A 15,613-nucleotide genomic window follows, 5' to 3' on the forward strand; every position below is an offset into this window, starting at 1 on the left:
ACGATGACGCGCGAGCGCTACAATCCCAAGGACGCCGAACCCCGCTGGCAGGCCGCCTGGAACGACCACAAGCTCTTCGCGACGAAGAACGATGACCCCCGCCCGAGCTACTACGTGCTGGAGATGTTTCCCTACCCGTCGGGACGCATCCACATGGGTCACGTGCGCAACTATACCATGGGCGACGTGGTGGCCCGCTACAAGCGGGCGAAGGGCTTCAGCGTGCTCCATCCCATGGGATGGGACGCCTTCGGCATGCCGGCGGAGAACGCCGCCATGCAGAACAAGGTGCACCCGAAGGAGTGGACCTACGCCAACATCGCGACCATGCGCAAGCAGCTCAAGTCGATGGGGCTGTCGCTCGACTGGGCGCGCGAGTTCGCCACCTGCGATCCCACTTACTACAAGCACCAGCAGCGGCTGTTCCTGGATTTCCTGGCCAGCGGCCTGGTCGATCGCAAGACCGCGAAGGTGAACTGGGATCCGGTCGACATGACCGTGCTCGCCAACGAGCAGGTCATCGATGGGCGCGGCTGGCGCTCGGGCGCGCTGGTGGAGCAGCGCGAGCTCACCCAGTGGTTCCTCAAGATCACCGACTATGCCGAGAGCCTGAACAGCGCGCTGGACCACCTCGACCGCTGGCCCGAGAAGGTGCGCCTGATGCAGCGCAACTGGATCGGCCGGTCGGAGGGCCTGCTGGTCCGCTTCGCCGTCCGCGGCCAGCCCGGCGTGGCAGCGCCCGCCGACATCCAGGTCTACACGACGCGGCCCGACACGCTGTTCGGGGCGCAGTTCATCGCCGTCGCCCCGGACCACCCGCTGGCGCAGGCTTTGGCCGCTGACAACGCCGAGCTGGCGGCCTTCGCGGCCGAATGCCGCCGCGCGGGCACCGCCCAGGAGGTCATCGACAAGGCCGAGAAGAAGGGCTTCGACACCGGTCTCAAGGCGGTCCATCCCTTCGACCCCGCCTGGGAGCTGCCGATCTACGTCGCCAACTTCGTGCTCATGGATTACGGCACCGGGGCCATTTTCGGCTGCCCGGCGCACGATCAGCGCGACCTCGACTTCGTGCGCGCCCACGGCCTCGGTGTGACGCCGGTGGTGTGCCCGCCGGATGTGGACCCGGCCACCTTCAAGATCGACGACACCGCCTACGACGGCGACGGGCGGCTGATCAACTCGCGCTTCCTCGACGGCATGAGCATCGGCGCGGCCAAGGAGGAGGTGGCGCGGCGGCTGGAGGCGGCAAGCCTCGGCAACCGACCGGTCGGCGAGCGCAAGGTGAACTTCCGCCTGCGCGACTGGGGCATCTCGCGCCAGCGCTACTGGGGCTGCCCGATCCCGGTGATCCACTGCGAGGCCTGCGGCGTCGTGCCGGTGCCGGCCGAGCAGCTGCCAGTGACGCTGCCGGAGGACGTCGCCTTCGACGTGCCCGGCAACCCGCTCGACCGGCACCCCACGTGGACGCACGTGGCCTGCCCGACCTGCGGCGGTCCGGGCCGGCGCGAAACCGACACCATGGACACCTTCGTCGATTCGTCCTGGTACTTTGTCCGCTTCACCGATCCGTGGGATGCAGCGGCACCGAGCAACCCGGCGATCGCCGGACGGCGGATGCCCGTCGACCAGTATATTGGCGGCATCGAGCACGCGATCCTGCACCTGCTCTATTCGCGTTTCTTCATGCGGGCCATGCGGGCCACCGGCCATGTGGGGCTGGACGAGCCGTTCGCCGGCCTGTTCACCCAGGGCATGGTGGTGCACGAGACCTACCGGGACGCGGACGGCGGCTGGGTGCAGCCGGCGGACGTGCGCATCGAGGGCAGCGGCGAGGGCCGCCGCGCCGTGCACGCCGAGACCGGCGCACCGATCGAGATCGGCTCGATCGAGAAGATGTCGAAGTCCAAGCGCAACACCGTGGATCCGGACGACATCATCGCGGCCTACGGAGCCGATACCGCCCGCTGGTTCATGCTGTCCGACTCGCCGCCCGAGCGCGACGTGATCTGGAGCGAGGAGGGTGTGCAGGGAGCTTATCGCTTCGTGCAGCGCCTGTGGCGCCTGGTGAACGACCTGGTCGAGGTGGTGGCCGCGCCGCAGGCCGGCGCCGAAAGCACGCTCGGGCCGGAATCGCTGCTGCTGCGCAAAGCGACGCACCGGGCGCTGGCGGGCGTCGAGGACGACATCGAGCGGCTGCGCTTCAACCGCTGCGTCGCCCAGATCTATGAGCTCGCCAATGCGCTGCAGGCCGCCCTCACCGGCGCGCGCGAGGCGGACGCGGTGCCAGCCGACATGGGCTTCGCCCTGCGCGAGGCGGCCGATGTGCTGGTGCAACTGGTGGCGCCGATGATGCCGCATCTGGCCGAGACCTGCTGGGAGCAGTTGGGGCACGAGGACCTCGTCGCCGAGACACCGTGGCCCGAGGCCGACCGCTCGCTGCTGGTCGAGGACGAGATCACCCTGCCCGTGCAGGTCAACGGCAAGCGCCGCGCCGACATCACCATCGCGCGTGATGCCGACCGGGCCGCCATCGAGGCCGCGGTGCTGAGCCTCGACGCCGTCCGGCGCGCCGTCGGCGATGCGCCCGTCAAGAAGATCATCGTTGTCCCGCAGAGGATCGTGAATGTCGTCGCTTGATCTCGGCGGATCCAGCCGCCCGCGCCGCCACCGCGGCTCCCGGTTCGTCGCCACCGCTGCCGTGCTTGCCGCGGCGCTGCTGCTGGGCGGCTGCTTCCGTCCGCTCTACGGCCCCACTGCGTCGGGCGTCACCGTTCAGGATCAGCTGGCGGCGGTCGATGTGGTCATCACCCCGCGGGCGAGCCAGGAACGCCTGATCCACTACGTCGAAAACGAACTTAACTTCGATCTGAACGGCAGCGGCACCGCGGCGACGAAACAATACCGGCTGGAGATGACGCTGACCGAGCAGCTCGTCACGTCGAGTGTTAACCAAACCACGGGCCAGGCCGTCGCGGCGATCCTCACCATCATCGCCGACTATAAGCTGGTGTCATCCACCACGGGCGCGACGCTGATCTCGGGCCAGGCGAGGGCGTCGGCGGGCTACGACCGCACGCCGCAACGCTTCCAGGACGTGCGCGCGGCGCGCGATGCCCAGATCCGCGCCTCCAAGGTGCTGGCCGAGCAACTGAAGACCAAGCTCGCGGCCCACTTCGCCAGCCGCCCCTAAGGGCCCGGCTGCGAGGCGCCCCGATGGTTGCGGTCAAGCCGGGCGATATCGCCGGCATCCTCGATCAGAAGCGGCTGAAGGCAGCGGTCGTGCTAGTCTACGGGCCCGACAGCGGACTCGTCGCCGAGCGCGCCCGCCGCATCGCCGAGAACGCCGTGGACAACCCCGGCGACCCGTTCCAGCTCGTGCGCCTCGATGGCGACGGTGTCGCGGCCGATCCCTTGAAGCTCGCGGACGAGGCCAACACCATCGGCCTGTTCGGCGGCCGCCGCGCCATCTGGATCAAGCCCTCCTCCCGCAGCCTGGTGGCGGCGCTGACGCCCGTGCTGGCGACGCGACCCGAGGATGCCGTCGTCGTCGTCGAGGCGGGCGACCTGGCCCGCAGCTCACCCGTACGGACCCTGTGCGAGCGCTCCCCCGCTGCCCTGGCCATACCCTGCTACGCCGATGGACCGCGCGAACTGGCAGGCCTCGTCGACGCCACGATGCGTGACGCCGGGCTCCAGATCGACCGGGAGGCGAAGGAGCAACTGGTGGCGCTGCTGGGCGGAGACCGCCTGGCCAGCCGCAACGAGCTCGAGAAGCTGGTGCTCTATGCCCATGGCAGCACCCGGGTGACGGAGGACGATATCGCCGCTGCGGTGGGCGACGTGTCGACCATCGCTGCCGACGAACTGGTCGACGCGGTCTTTGCCGGCGACCTCCCGGCAGCCGACCAGGCCTATGCCAAGCTGCGCAGCGAGGGCATGGACCCGGGCGTCGTCGTCGGCTTCCTGCTGCGCCATGCCCTGGCGCTCGCTGCCAGCCGCATCGCCATCGACCGTGGCGGCACACCGGAAGGGGCGGTGGAGCGCATGCGCGTCCATTTCAAGCGGAAGGCCCGGGTCGAGCGGCACCTCAGGCTGTGGACCTCTCCGGCCTTGGCCAAGGTCGTCCAGGATTGCGGGAAAGCGGTGGGCCGCGCTCGCCGCATGCCGGCTCTAGGCGCGCCGACGGCCGAGACGACGATCTGGAGCATCGGGGCCGCGGCGCGGCGCGCTGCGGCTCGTCTACGCTGAGACTAAAGTAGCCGGCTTCGTATCGTCCAAGTGCCTGCGTATGCTGGCATACGCGCGAGACCTAGCGCCATCGGCGCCGGCGCCAACAGACAGTTTTTTTGCCGGCTCTCGATCGCCGTCGATCTGGCTCGCGGCCGCTATCCCCGCAGCCGCTGGCACAGCACATCGAGCTGCTCCAGGGAGGTATAGCGCAGCCGCAGCTCGCCGCGCTCGCCACGGTGATCGATGCGCACGGGAATGCCGAGCACGTCTTCCAGCGCCTTCTCCAGGGCTCGCGTATCGGCGTCCTTCTCGGGTCGCAGGCGTGCGACCGAGCTCTTCACCTCGTGCTCGGTCTCCTCCTGGGCAATGCGCTCCACGTCGCGTACGTTCAGGCCCTTGTCGATGATGCGCCGCGCCACGGCGTCCGGCTCGGCGACCGACAGCAAGGCCCGGGCATGGCCCGCGGACAGCGCTCCGTCGTTGACCAGCGACTTGATGCTGTCGGGCAGCTTGAGCAGCCGCAGCGTATTGGCCACGTGGCTGCGGCTCTTGCCGATGATCTGCGCCAGGTCACTCTGCGAATAGTTGAAATCACCGATGAGCTGATGGTAGCCGGCCGCCTCCTCAAGCGGGTTCAAATCGGTGCGCTGCACGTTCTCGACGATGGCGAGCTCGAGCGCGGTGCGGTCGTCGGCCTCGATCACCACCACCGGCATGTCGTGCAGACCGGCACGCTGGGCCGCCCGCCACCGCCGTTCTCCGGCGACGATCTCGAACACGTCGGGCAGGTTCGGCATGTGCCGCACGACGATGGGCTGGATGATTCCACGCTCGCGGATCGAGGCGGCCAGCTCGTCCAGGTCCTCTTCGATGAAGTGCCGGCGCGGGTTGCGCGGATTGGGTCTGATCAGCTCGATCGGGACGCGGCGCTGCGGCGCCCGCGACCGGTCAGTCGCCTGCATCTCGTCGCTCACGTCGCCGATGAGGGCAGCGAGCCCCCGGCCCAATCGGGGCCGCGTTTCGTCGGCCATGATCCTCTCCCCGTGTTCTCTCTGCGGACCGACGGCCCGCGCTGGTCCGCGCCTTCTGCCCCCGCATGACGCGGAGCTGCGCACAGCCTGTGAAACTAGAGCGCATCCCGGCGATTGGGCGATTCCACCGGACCGCTAGGCGCTCAGGCGTCCGAAGACAAAGACTTAGAGCCTTTCCGCGTTTCTTCGAATCGCCAAAACGCTCTATCTGCTTGATTTATCGCGTTTTCTTCACGCGAACCGGCGTCCACTTCGCTCGAAAACGCTCTAGAGCGGGATGATGATTGAACCAAATATCGTCCCACGCTAGGCCGCCGGGCGGAGCTGCCGCTCCCGGGCGATGACCTCGGAGGCCAGCTTGAGATAGGCCTGCGACCCCGAGCATTTGAAGTCGTAGAGCAACGCCGGCTTGCCGTGCGACGGCGCTTCCGACACCCGCACATTGCGCGGAATCACGGTATCATAGACCTTGCTGCCCATATATTTGCGGACGTCGTCGACCACCTGGTTCGACAGATTGTTGCGCGGGTCGAACATGGTCAGGACGACACCGTGGATGGTCAGGCGCGGGTTGAGCGCCGCCTTGACCTGCTCCACCGTCTTCAGCAGCTGGCTGAGGCCTTCCAATGCAAAGAACTCGCACTGAAGCGGCACAAGCACCGAATCGGCGGCGGTCAGCGCATTGATGGTGAGCAGGTTGAAGGATGGCGGGCAATCCACGAGGATGTAGTCGAACGCCCGCTCCTCGCCGTCGCGGCAGAGACCCTCCACCGCCCGCCGCAGCCGGTGGGCCCGGTCCTTTTCGCTCGCGATCTCCAGTTCGACGCCCAGCAGATCGAGGGTGGAGGGGGCGACGGACAGGTTGGGCACGGCCGTTTCGAGCGCGCAGTCCACCAGTCGGCACTCGCCGATCAGCACGTCGTAGGTCGACAGCCGCCGGCTCTTGCGATCGATGCCGAGGCCCGTCGAGGCGTTGCCTTGCGGGTCGAGATCGACGATCAACGCGCGCTCGCCGATGGCAGCGAGCGCGGTGCCGAGATTGATGGCGGTGGTCGTCTTGCCGACGCCGCCCTTCTGGTTAGCCAGCGCCAGCACGCGCGGCAACGAGGTGGCAGAGATGGACATCTTTAAGAGCCCTCCAGGCCCCGGACGAACACGATGCGGCCTGCTGAATCCGTCAAGCTTTGGACCAAGGTTGCGTCGATTTTCCAAGATCTAGTGGCCTGCGTCAACTCAGACTCTACATCTTGACCCTTAGGAAACAGCGCAACCGTGCCGGTTCTCAACAAGTCTTTGGTCCAGCCGAGCAAGACGTCAAGCGGGGCGACAGCGCGCGCCGTGACGACATCGGTTTGGCCCGCGAAGCGTATGACGCAGTCCTCGATGCGGGCCTCGTGGATTGTAGCAGACGCGCCCGTGATTCGCGCGGCATGTCGAAGGAAAGCACATTTGCGACCATTCGACTCGACGAGATGGATATGGCCGCCGCTGTCGGCGAGCAGGATTCCCAGCACGAGGCCGGGGAAGCCGCCGCCGGAGCCCAGGTCGAGCCAATGCCGGGCGCCCGGGACGATGTCGAGCAACTGAGCCGAGTCGATGATGTGGCGCGTCCAGACGCGGTTGAGGGTATCCGGTCCGACCAGATTTTTGACCGCTTGCCAGCGCCGCAACTCGCTCTCCAGGAGGGCGAAGCGCTCTTCTGTTTCACGTGAAACCGGGCGGAGGGCCAACGCCCGCTCGCGGTCGCCGAACGGATCCGCCCCCGAGCGATCCCGCTTCACGCAGCTGGCTCGACTGAGCGGTCGCGCCGCGCCAGCGCGGCGAGCAAGGTGAGGGCGGCCGGCGTCATCCCCTCTATGCGCGACGCCTGGCCGAGCGTGGCGGGTCGCGTCGCCTCGAGCTTCACCCGCAGTTCTGCGGACAGGCCGGGCAAGTTGAAATCCAATCCAGCAGGCAACGCCACGCTTTCACTGCGCCGGAACGCCTCGACGTCCGACGCCTGCCGATCGAGATAGACGGCGTAGATGGCATCGGTCTCTAGCCGTTCACGCAGATGCCCGGGGATGCTTGCCAGCGCGGGCCAGATGCTGCCCAGCCGCTCGATCGTGATGCTTGGGTAGGATAGCAGCTGAAGCGCCGACCGCCGCACCCCGTCCTGGTTGACCGTCAGCTGATGACGCCCGGCCTCCGATGGCGTGAGACTGAGCGCGCGCAGTTGAGCGCGCGCGTGTTCCAGCGCGTTCGCCTTGGCAACGAATGCGTCCCGTCGTGCCCTGCCGACGCAACCGAGCTGGATGCCCTTCGGTGTGAGCCGCTCGTCCGCATTGTCGGCGCGGAGTGACAGCCGATACTCCGCGCGTGAGGTGAACATGCGGTAGGGCTCCGTCACGCCCTGGGTCACAAGATCGTCGATGAGCACACCCAGATACGACTCGGTCCGATCGAAGACCACCGGCTGCGCGTCGCCCGCGACGCGAGCTGCGTTGAGCCCGGCGACGATCCCCTGCGCCGCCGCCTCCTCATAACCGGTCGTGCCGTTGATCTGCCCAGCCAGGAACAGGCCCCGGACCGTGCGCACCTGCAACGTCGGATCGAGCGCACGGGGGTCGACGAAGTCGTATTCGACGGCGTAGCCGGGACGCAGCATCTGCGCCCTTTCCAGCCCGGGAATGGTGGCCAGAAAGGCGCGCTGGACGTCCTCGGGAAGCGACGTCGAGATGCCGTTGGGGTAGACGGTTGGGTCATCCAGGCCTTCGGGCTCCAGGAAGATCTGATGACTGGCCCGATCGGCGAAGCGCACGACCTTGTCTTCGATCGAGGGACAGTAGCGCGGGCCACGTCCCGAAATCTCACCGGAGTACATGGGGGCCCGATGCAAATTGGCGCGGATGAGGTCGTGGCCAGCCGCCGTCGTCCGCGTCACACCACAAGCGACCTGCGGATTGGTGATCCGCTCGGTCATTGCCGAGAACGGTTCGGGCGGGTCATCCCCTTCTTGCCGATCGAGGCTCGCCCAGTCGATGCTCCCACCGTCGAGGCGCGGCGGGGTCCCGGTCTTAAGACGTCCCATCGGCAGGCTCAGCCCGCCAATCGAACGGGCTAGCCGCAGGGCTGGCGGTTCTCCCGTGCGCCCGGCGGGCACCTTGACCTCGCCGACATGGGTGAGGCCGTTAAGGAACGTGCCGGTCGTGATGACAAGCGTTGCGCAGCCGAATCGGTCGCCGTTGCCCAACAGCAGGCCGGTCACCCGGCCATCGACGACGTCGATCTCTGCCGCCTCCGCCTCGACAATCCACAAGTTCGGCTGCTGAGCCAACAGATCCTGCACGGCGGCGGCGTAGAGCTTGCGATCGGCCTGGGCCCGCGGACCACGCACGGCGGGACCCTTGCGACGGTTCAGCAGGCGGAACTGGATGCCGCCCCGATCCGCTGCAAGAGCCATCAGACCATCGAGAGCATCGATTTCGCGCACAAGGTGACCCTTGCCGAGGCCGCCGATTGCCGGATTGCATGACATGGCTCCGATGGTCGCGGCGCGCTGCGTCACCAGCGCGACGCGCGCCCCAAGCCGAGCCGCGGCCGCAGCAGCCTCCGTCCCCGCGTGGCCACCACCGATCACGATCACATCGAAGTTGGCAGGTTTCACGTGAAACATGTTGTCCGCTATTTTCCGATACAGAAGGAGGAAAAGATCCGATCGAGAACCTCCTCCGCTCCCACATGACCTGTGATACGTCCCAGGGCCTGCACCGCATCGCGCAGGTCCTGGGCCAACAGCTCCGGATACTCGCGAGCGGCCTTCACGCGCCCCTCGCACACCCGAAGCAATGCGGCCCGGCAATCCTCAAGCGCCCGTCGGTGCCGGTCCCGCGTGATCAAAGCCGGCTCGGCCCCGACCAGCGCCCGTAGCTGTTGTTCGATCTCTCCGAGCAAGTCGGTCACCCCGGCGCCGGTCAAGGCCGATACCGAGATCTCCCCGAGTGAGGGCGAGGCTGAGACCAGATCGCTCTTGGTTCGCACCTTAAGCGCACCCGAGGGCGAGTCCGCGCTTGCCTCCCCGGCAGCTGCCAGCCATAGCACGAGATCCGCCTCGCTCATACGAGCGGCCGCTCGGCGGATCCCCTCGCGTTCGATTGGCTCGTGGGAATCCCGCACGCCAGCCGTATCGATCAGCGTGATCGGTAGACCGCCCAGATCGCACCGCACCTCGAGCACATCACGCGTTGTCCCGGGAAAGGGAGAGACAATGGCGACGTCGCGGCCCGCCAAGTGATTGAGCAGCGTGGATTTGCCCGCATTGGGTGGGCCAGCGATGACGACCGTAAAGCCGTCGCGGAGCCGCTCGCCGATGCGATTGTCGTTCAAGGTCGACTCGATCTGGATCCGAATCGAAATCGCCTCGGCCAGCGCCGGCCCGAGGAGATCATCGCCCACGTCGCCCTCGTCGGAGAAATCCAGATCCGCTTCGACCAGGGCCAGCGCTCCGAGCAGCCGCTCGCGCCAATCGCCAATCCGCCGGCCGAGCTCACCGCCGAGCTGCCGAACTGCCTGCCGCCGCTGGCTTTCCGTCTCGGCTTCCACGAGATCGGCAATCGCCTCGGCCTCGGTCAGGTCGAGCTTGCCGGCGAGGACGGCGCGGCGCGTAAATTCCCCCGGCTCTGCCAACCGGATGCCCGATAGCGACGTCAGCGCCGCCATCACGGCCGCGCTGACGCCCGTGCCGCCGTGCAGATGCAGTTCGGCCAAGTCCTCGCCGGTAGCGCTGGCCGGGCACGGGAAGAGTACCACCAGCGCCGTGTCGAGCACGTTACCCTGGCCATCCCGCAAGCGGCGCAGGCTCATCTGACGGGGATGCGGAAGCGCGCCCGCTAACGTTTCGAGAGCGAATCGAGTCCGCGTACCCGAAATCCGGACCACCGCCAGGGCCGCCCGTCCCGGGGCCGTGGCCAGCGCGCAGATCGTATCCCCGCCGTGGGCTACAGTGTGTTTCACGTGAATCACCGCCGCGGAGAAGTACATGTGCCTGACGCCAACGTGGCCGGCCGAAGCGACAGCAGGGAGTCTAGAGCATTTCCGCGTTTCTTCGAATCGCCGAAATGCTCTTCTGTTTGTTTTGTCGCGTTTTCTTCACGCGAACCGGCGTCCACTTCGCTCGAAAACACCTAGCCCCCAAGGGAAGGAATCGACCAGCCGCCCAATGCGACCACGCCCGCTCAATGCGGCATCCTGCGGACAGGCAAGTTTGCGCATCGGCGCTGGCAACCGGCGGCCCCGGTAGGCTCGCCCGAACGCTCAAGGCCGGGCCGCCTGCGCATCTTACGCGAACGGCTACGCCACAGGGTGCGCGCGTCCGGTTTCCCGCTTTGTCGAGCGCCGTCTCTCGCTCAGGTGTTCATCGAATCGAAGAACTCGGAGTTCGACTTGGTCTGGCGCAGCTTGTCGAGCAGGAACTCGATCGCGTCGACGGTGCCCATCGGGTTGAGGATGCGCCGCAGCACGTACATCTTCTTGAGGATGTCGGCCGGCACCAGCAGCTCTTCCTTGCGGGTACCCGAGCGGGTGATGTCGATGGCCGGGAAGGTGCGCTTGTCGGAGACTTTGCGATCGAGGATGATTTCCGAATTGCCGGTGCCCTTGAACTCTTCGAAGATCACCTCGTCCATGCGGCTGCCGGTGTCGATCAGCGCCGTGGCGATGATGGTCAGCGAGCCGCCTTCCTCGATATTGCGGGCCGCGCCGAAGAAGCGCTTGGGCCGCTGCAACGCGTTGGCGTCGACGCCGCCGGTCAGCACCTTGCCGGACGACGGCACGACAGTGTTGTAGGCGCGGCCGAGGCGGGTGATCGAGTCGAGCAGGATGACGACATCGCGTCCGTGCTCGACCAGGCGCTTGGCCTTCTCGATCACCATCTCGGCGACCTGCACATGGCGCGCCGCCGGCTCGTCGAAGGTCGAGGAGATCACCTCGCCCTTCACCGAGCGCTGCATGTCGGTGACCTCCTCGGGCCGCTCGTCGATGAGCAGCACGATCAGGTAGCATTCGGGGTGACTGTTGGTGATCGACTGCGCGATGTTCTGCAGCAGGACGGTCTTGCCGGTGCGCGGCGGAGCCACGATCAGGCCGCGCTGACCCTTGCCGATCGGCGAGACGATATCGATGATGCGAGCCGAAAAGTCCTTGCGCGTCGGGTCTTCACCTTCGAGGCGCAGCCGTTCGTCTGGATAGAGCGGCGTGAGGTTGTCGAAGTGGACCTTGTGGCGGATCTTCTCCGGGTCCTCGAAATTGATGGTGTTGACCTTGAGCAGGGCGAAGTAGCGCTCGCCCTCCTTCGGTCCCCGGATCGGCCCCTCCACGGTATCGCCGGTGCGCAGCCCGAAGCGGCGGATCTGGGACGGGGAGATATAAATGTCGTCGGGACCGGGCAGGTAGTTCGAATCGGACGAGCGCAGGAAGCCGAAGCCGTCCTGCAACACCTCGACGACGCCCTCGCCGATGATATCCGTCTCGCGGGCGGCGAGCTGTTTGAGAATGGCGAACATCAGCTCCTGCTTGCGCAGGATCGAGGCGTTCTCGACCTCCAGCTCTTCGGCCGAAGCCAGCAGTTCGGTCGGCGTCTTGGACTTAAGGTCCTGTAGTTTGATCTCCCGCATGGGGGATGACTCTCGCGGATGGGCCGCGTCGGGGCCCGAGCGCGGCGAATATGTGATGGGTAAATCGTGGAATCAGCGCGCGAGCGCGACCACAGTCGGCGTTACGAAAATGAAGCGGATGGGCCGCTTACGCCGACTCGTCTGGGGAAAGACCCGTTCTCGATACCTCGTTTTGCCCGGCCGCTCAAGCCAAAACCGCGTCAAAACGGCTTGAGGACCACCAGGAGCACGATGAGGATCATTAGGACGGTCGGTACCTCGTTGACGAATTTATAGAATCGAGCGCTTCGCCGATTCTCGTCGGCGGCGAAGGCGCGCACGGTGCGCGCCAGGAATCCGTGCACGGCGAACATTGCCAGCACCAGCGTCAGTTTGGCGTGCATCCAGCCGAACCGCCACCATTCCCCGTGAAACAGCACGACGAGGCCGAACACCAGCGCCGCGATCGACGCCGGGGTGATGATCGCGCGCAGCAGGCGGCGCTCCATCACCTTGAAGGTCTCCGACGCCTCCGAGCCCGGCGCCGCGCCGGCGTGATAAACGAACAGACGCGGCAGATAGAGCATGCCCGCCATCCAGGCGATCACCGCGATCACGTGCAGCGCCTTGAACCAGTCGTACATGGCTGATCCGTCCTTTCCCGAGGCGTTTGAGCGTGGGGGATGCAAACGGCCGGGCCTTAGCCTGGCTCCATCGCCCGGCGGCGCAGCCGGTCAGCCGTTCCCGGGCGCCCGTACCCGCGCGACCAGGCGCTCCACATGGGCGAGCGGGGTTTCCGGCAGGATGCCGTGACCGAGGTTGAAGATATGCGGGCCCTCGCCGAAGGCGCCGCGGATACGCGCGACGGCGGCATCGAGGGCATCCCCGCCGGCGATCAAGGCCAGCGGATCGAGATTGCCTTGCACCGTCCGCCGCGGCTGCAACGTCTCGGCCGCCCAGGCCGGATCGATCGACCAGTCGAGGCCGATGGCGTCGATGCCATCAGCGGCCGCGAACTGCGTCAGCCGGTCGCCGACGCCGCGGGCGAAGACGATGACGCGGGCCCTTGGCCGCTCGTGCTTCACGTGCCGCACCAATCGCATGATCGGCTCGAACGACCAGCGCTCGAACAGGGCCGGCGGCAGGGCGCCGCCGAAGCTCTCGAAGATCTGCACGGCGTCGACCCCCGCGTCGATCTGTCCGACGAGATAGCGGGCCGACGCCTCGATCACCCGGTCGATCATCGCCTGCAGGAAATCCGCGTCGCGATACGCGGTCAGCCGGATCGGCGCCTGGTCGGGCGTGCCCTTGCCGGCGATCATATAGCTCGCCACCGTCCAGGGCGCCCCGCAGAAGCCGATGACGGCCGTCTCCGGTCCCAGGCTACCACGCACCCGCGCGGCGGTCTCCAGCACCGCGTCCAGCCGGCTGGGATCGCCCGTGAGCGAGGCGAGGGCGGCCGGGTCGGTGACCGCATCGAGTCGCGGTCCCTCGCCCTCGACGAAACGGACACGCTGGCCGAGCGCGTCGGGGATGACGAGGATGTCCGAAAACAGAATGGCCGCATCGAAGCCGAAGCGCCGGATCGGCTGCAAGGTCGCCTCGGCGGCGAGCGCGGGCGTGTAGCAGAACTCGAGAAAGCCGCCGGCCTTGGCCCGAAGCTCGCGGTACTCCGGCAGGTAGCGCCCGGCTTGCCGCATCAGCCACAGCGGCGGTATCGCGCTCCGTTCGCCGCGGAGCGCCCGCATGAACGGTGACGTCTCGTCGACGTTAGCCACAGGCGACCCTTCTCCTAAACAATTCTTTGAATCGGTAGTCTGTAGTTTCTGTTGAGCTGCGGATTAGCGCGGCGCAAGGCTGTCCACAATCGCTCCCCAGCCGCCTGCGTCAACCCGGCGGCCCGGGGGTGTTAGCAATCCGTAAACGAAAGGCAGGCCGGTTAACGATTTGTTAACCTGCGCGCCGGTGTCCGCGGCGCGCCATCCCGCTTCGTCCCGCGATCCCCAGGCCAGGGCGCCACAGCCCCGCCCCTGTTGATCGCCGTCCCGGGCCGCGCCAGAGTGGAGCGCCTCGATCGCTTCGGTTCGCGGTGCCGTCCACAGACGCGCAGAGTTGTCCCCCGCTCCGGGGCGGATGCATCGCAGCCGCAGGTGGCCATCCGGACCGCCGCGATGCCGAAGTCGGGAGCCCGAGCGCCTTCGGATGTCGCCGTGAACCGCAGCTTTTTCCATCTCCATCTGGTCTCCGACTCGACCGGCGAAACCCTGATCGCGGTGAGCCGCGCGGTGTCGGCCCAGTACGAGGGCGTCGCTGCCATCGAGCACGTCTATCCGCTCGTCCGGTCGCGCCAGCAGCTCGACCGCGCCATCGGCGGCATTCAGGCGGCGCCCGGCATGGTGCTGTACACGCTGGTCGATGTGGAACTGGCCATGGCGCTCGAGGAGGTGTGCCGGGAGACCAGCTCACCCTGCCTGTCGGTGCTGGCGCCGGTGGTCAACATGTTCCAGTCGTACCTCGGGGCGTCATCGCAGGCGCGCCCCGGCGCCCAGCACGTGCTCAACGCGGAGTATTTCAAGCGCATCGACGCCATGAACTACACGCTGCTGCACGACGACGGCCAGCTGCAGGAGGACCTCGACGAGGCCGATGTGGTCCTCTTCGGTGTCAGCCGCACCTCCAAGACGCCCACGGGCATCTACCTCGCCAACCGCGGCATCAAGACCGCCAACGTCCCCTACGTTCCCGGGGCGCCGCTGCCGGCCAAGCTCGAGAACGTGCGGCGGCCGCTCGTCGTCGGCCTTGTGGCCAGCGCAGAGCGCATCGTGCAGATTCGCCAGAACCGGCTGCTGAGCCTCAACGCCAACGATCGCTCGTCCTATGTAGACCGGGAGGCGGTGTCGGAGGAGATCTCCGAGTCGCGGCGGATCTGCATGCGCAACCGCTGGCCGGTGATCGACGTGACGCGCCGTTCCATCGAGGAGACAGCGGCGGCGATCCTCGATCTCTACCGCGAGCACCAGTTCACCTTCATCGCGACCTGATCCCGTGACAGATCCCTTCTGGCTCGATGCCGAGCCTCTGCTCCTGGCCTCCACCAGCGCTACCCGGCGCGACATGCTGCGCGCCGCCGGGCTCCCCGTCGAAACCACGGCGCCGCTGGTCGACGAGCGCGCCATCGACGGCCCCGCCCGGTCGGCCGGCACGCCGGCGGCCGGCATTGCCGCCCTGCTGGCGCGCGAGAAGGCCCTGGCGGTGTCGCGCCGTCATCCGGAGCGCCTGGTGCTTGGCGCCGACCAGACCCTGGCTTGCGCCGGCCGCGTCTATGACAAGCCGGCCGATGCGACCGCTGCGGCGGTGCAGCTCGCGACGCTTGCCGGCCGCTCTCACACGCTGCATTCGGCGGCGGCTCTGGCGCGAGACGGGCGGGTGCTGGCCGAGCTGAACGCGGAGGCCGAGCTGGTGGTGAGGCCCCTGTCCGACGCCTTCATCGCGCGCTACATCGCCCGCGTCGGCGAGGCGGCGACCCGCAGCGTCGGAGGCTATCAGGTCGAGGGTCTGGGCGTGCAGCTGTTCGAGGCCATCCGCGGCGATCACTTCACCATCCTCGGCCTGCCGCTGCTGCCGCTGCTGGAGGCGCTCCGCCGCCTCGGTGCGCTGGCGCGGTGAGGCGCCGCTCCGGCTGGACTTGACCAGGCTTCGCATCGCGACAAGAACAGGGCCGGC

13 protein-coding genes are annotated in these 15,613 nt (G+C 67.4%); 5 read left to right on the top strand and 8 right to left on the bottom strand.

Annotation, left to right across the window (positions count from 1 at the left end; all coding sequences use genetic code 11):
- Positions 1-3: 3 nt before the first annotated feature.
- From leuS to holA, 3 genes are read left to right on the top strand one after another with little or no spacing between them, the layout of a single operon-like run.
- A complete protein-coding gene (leuS, locus tag IEW34_RS04110; protein ID WP_188607985.1) occupies positions 4-2,637 on the top strand; it encodes a leucine--tRNA ligase in 2,634 nt (877 codons plus the stop codon).
- Positions 2,624-3,190 carry an LPS assembly lipoprotein LptE gene (locus tag IEW34_RS04115; RefSeq protein ID WP_244641748.1) on the top strand — a complete coding sequence of 189 codons (567 nt, stop codon included), beginning with the start codon at positions 2,624-2,626 and terminating at the stop codon, positions 3,188-3,190. Before leuS ends, IEW34_RS04115 begins: the two co-directional genes overlap by 14 nt.
- A 23-nt stretch (positions 3,191-3,213) precedes the next feature.
- On the top strand, positions 3,214-4,248 hold the full coding sequence (gene holA, locus IEW34_RS04120; RefSeq protein WP_188607811.1) for a DNA polymerase III subunit delta: 1,035 nt from the start codon (positions 3,214-3,216) through the stop codon (positions 4,246-4,248).
- Positions 4,249-4,385: 137 nt separating this feature from the next.
- On the opposite strand, the gene IEW34_RS04125 is transcribed toward holA, so the two are convergent.
- The 8 genes from IEW34_RS04125 to hemE all read right to left on the bottom strand — a co-directional run bounded on the left by IEW34_RS04125 (position 4,386) and on the right by hemE (position 13,638).
- Positions 4,386-5,261, bottom strand: coding sequence for a ParB/RepB/Spo0J family partition protein (locus IEW34_RS04125; protein WP_188607812.1), 876 nt, complete (start codon positions 5,259-5,261; stop codon positions 4,386-4,388).
- Between the two features lie 306 nt (positions 5,262-5,567).
- Complete coding sequence (locus IEW34_RS04130) at positions 5,568-6,386, bottom strand: ParA family protein (RefSeq protein WP_280516256.1); 819 nt, start codon at positions 6,384-6,386, stop codon at positions 5,568-5,570.
- Between the two features lie 2 nt (positions 6,387-6,388).
- Positions 6,389-7,042 carry a 16S rRNA (guanine(527)-N(7))-methyltransferase RsmG gene (rsmG, locus tag IEW34_RS04135; RefSeq protein ID WP_188607813.1) on the bottom strand — a complete coding sequence of 218 codons (654 nt, stop codon included), beginning with the start codon at positions 7,040-7,042 and terminating at the stop codon, positions 6,389-6,391.
- Positions 7,039-8,916, bottom strand: a complete 1,878-nt coding sequence (gene mnmG / locus IEW34_RS04140; RefSeq protein WP_188607814.1) for a tRNA uridine-5-carboxymethylaminomethyl(34) synthesis enzyme MnmG — start codon at positions 8,914-8,916, stop codon at positions 7,039-7,041. Before mnmG ends, rsmG begins: the two co-directional genes overlap by 4 nt.
- An 8-nt stretch (positions 8,917-8,924) precedes the next feature.
- Complete coding sequence (mnmE, locus tag IEW34_RS04145; RefSeq protein WP_188607815.1) at positions 8,925-10,280, bottom strand: tRNA uridine-5-carboxymethylaminomethyl(34) synthesis GTPase MnmE; 1,356 nt, start codon at positions 10,278-10,280, stop codon at positions 8,925-8,927.
- A 365-nt stretch (positions 10,281-10,645) separates the two neighbouring features.
- Positions 10,646-11,911 carry a transcription termination factor Rho gene (gene rho / locus IEW34_RS04150; protein ID WP_188607816.1) on the bottom strand — a complete coding sequence of 422 codons (1,266 nt, stop codon included), beginning with the start codon at positions 11,909-11,911 and terminating at the stop codon, positions 10,646-10,648.
- A gap of 200 nt (positions 11,912-12,111) precedes the next feature.
- On the bottom strand, positions 12,112-12,534 hold the full coding sequence (gene hemJ, locus IEW34_RS04155; protein WP_188607817.1) for a protoporphyrinogen oxidase HemJ: 423 nt from the start codon (positions 12,532-12,534) through the stop codon (positions 12,112-12,114).
- Between the two features lie 90 nt (positions 12,535-12,624).
- Positions 12,625-13,638, bottom strand: coding sequence for a uroporphyrinogen decarboxylase (gene hemE / locus IEW34_RS04160; RefSeq protein WP_188607988.1), 1,014 nt, complete (start codon positions 13,636-13,638; stop codon positions 12,625-12,627).
- A gap of 462 nt (positions 13,639-14,100) precedes the next feature.
- On the opposite strand from hemE, the gene IEW34_RS04165 reads away from it, so the two are divergent.
- Positions 14,101-14,931, top strand: a complete 831-nt coding sequence (locus tag IEW34_RS04165; RefSeq protein WP_188607818.1) for a pyruvate, water dikinase regulatory protein — start codon at positions 14,101-14,103, stop codon at positions 14,929-14,931.
- Between the two features lie 4 nt (positions 14,932-14,935).
- On the top strand, positions 14,936-15,556 hold the full coding sequence (locus IEW34_RS04170) for a Maf family protein (RefSeq protein WP_188607819.1): 621 nt from the start codon (positions 14,936-14,938) through the stop codon (positions 15,554-15,556).
- Positions 15,557-15,613 lie beyond the last annotated feature (57 nt).

Origin of the sequence: Chelatococcus reniformis, from assembly GCF_014640075.1 — a bacterium.
Taxonomy (GTDB): Bacteria; Pseudomonadota; Alphaproteobacteria; order Rhizobiales; family Beijerinckiaceae; genus Camelimonas; species Camelimonas reniformis.

What these genes read in the sequence shown, in the direction of transcription:
- leuS (WP_188607985.1), top strand. Translation starts at nt 4, where the DNA reads ATGACGCGCGAGCGCTACAATCCCAAGGACGCCGAACCCCGCTGGCAG.
- IEW34_RS04115 (WP_244641748.1), top strand. Translation starts at nt 2,624, where the DNA reads ATGTCGTCGCTTGATCTCGGCGGATCCAGCCGCCCGCGCCGCCACCGC.
- holA (WP_188607811.1), top strand. Translation starts at nt 3,214, where the DNA reads ATGGTTGCGGTCAAGCCGGGCGATATCGCCGGCATCCTCGATCAGAAG.
- IEW34_RS04125 (WP_188607812.1), bottom strand. Translation starts at nt 5,261, where the DNA reads ATGGCCGACGAAACGCGGCCCCGATTGGGCCGGGGGCTCGCTGCCCTC.
- IEW34_RS04130 (WP_280516256.1), bottom strand. Translation starts at nt 6,386, where the DNA reads ATGTCCATCTCTGCCACCTCGTTGCCGCGCGTGCTGGCGCTGGCTAAC.
- mnmG (WP_188607814.1), bottom strand. Translation starts at nt 8,916, where the DNA reads ATGTTTCACGTGAAACCTGCCAACTTCGATGTGATCGTGATCGGTGGT.
- mnmE (WP_188607815.1), bottom strand. Translation starts at nt 10,280, where the DNA reads ATGTACTTCTCCGCGGCGGTGATTCACGTGAAACACACTGTAGCCCAC.
- rho (WP_188607816.1), bottom strand. Translation starts at nt 11,911, where the DNA reads ATGCGGGAGATCAAACTACAGGACCTTAAGTCCAAGACGCCGACCGAA.
- hemJ (WP_188607817.1), bottom strand. Translation starts at nt 12,534, where the DNA reads ATGTACGACTGGTTCAAGGCGCTGCACGTGATCGCGGTGATCGCCTGG.
- hemE (WP_188607988.1), bottom strand. Translation starts at nt 13,638, where the DNA reads ATGCGGGCGCTCCGCGGCGAACGGAGCGCGATACCGCCGCTGTGGCTG.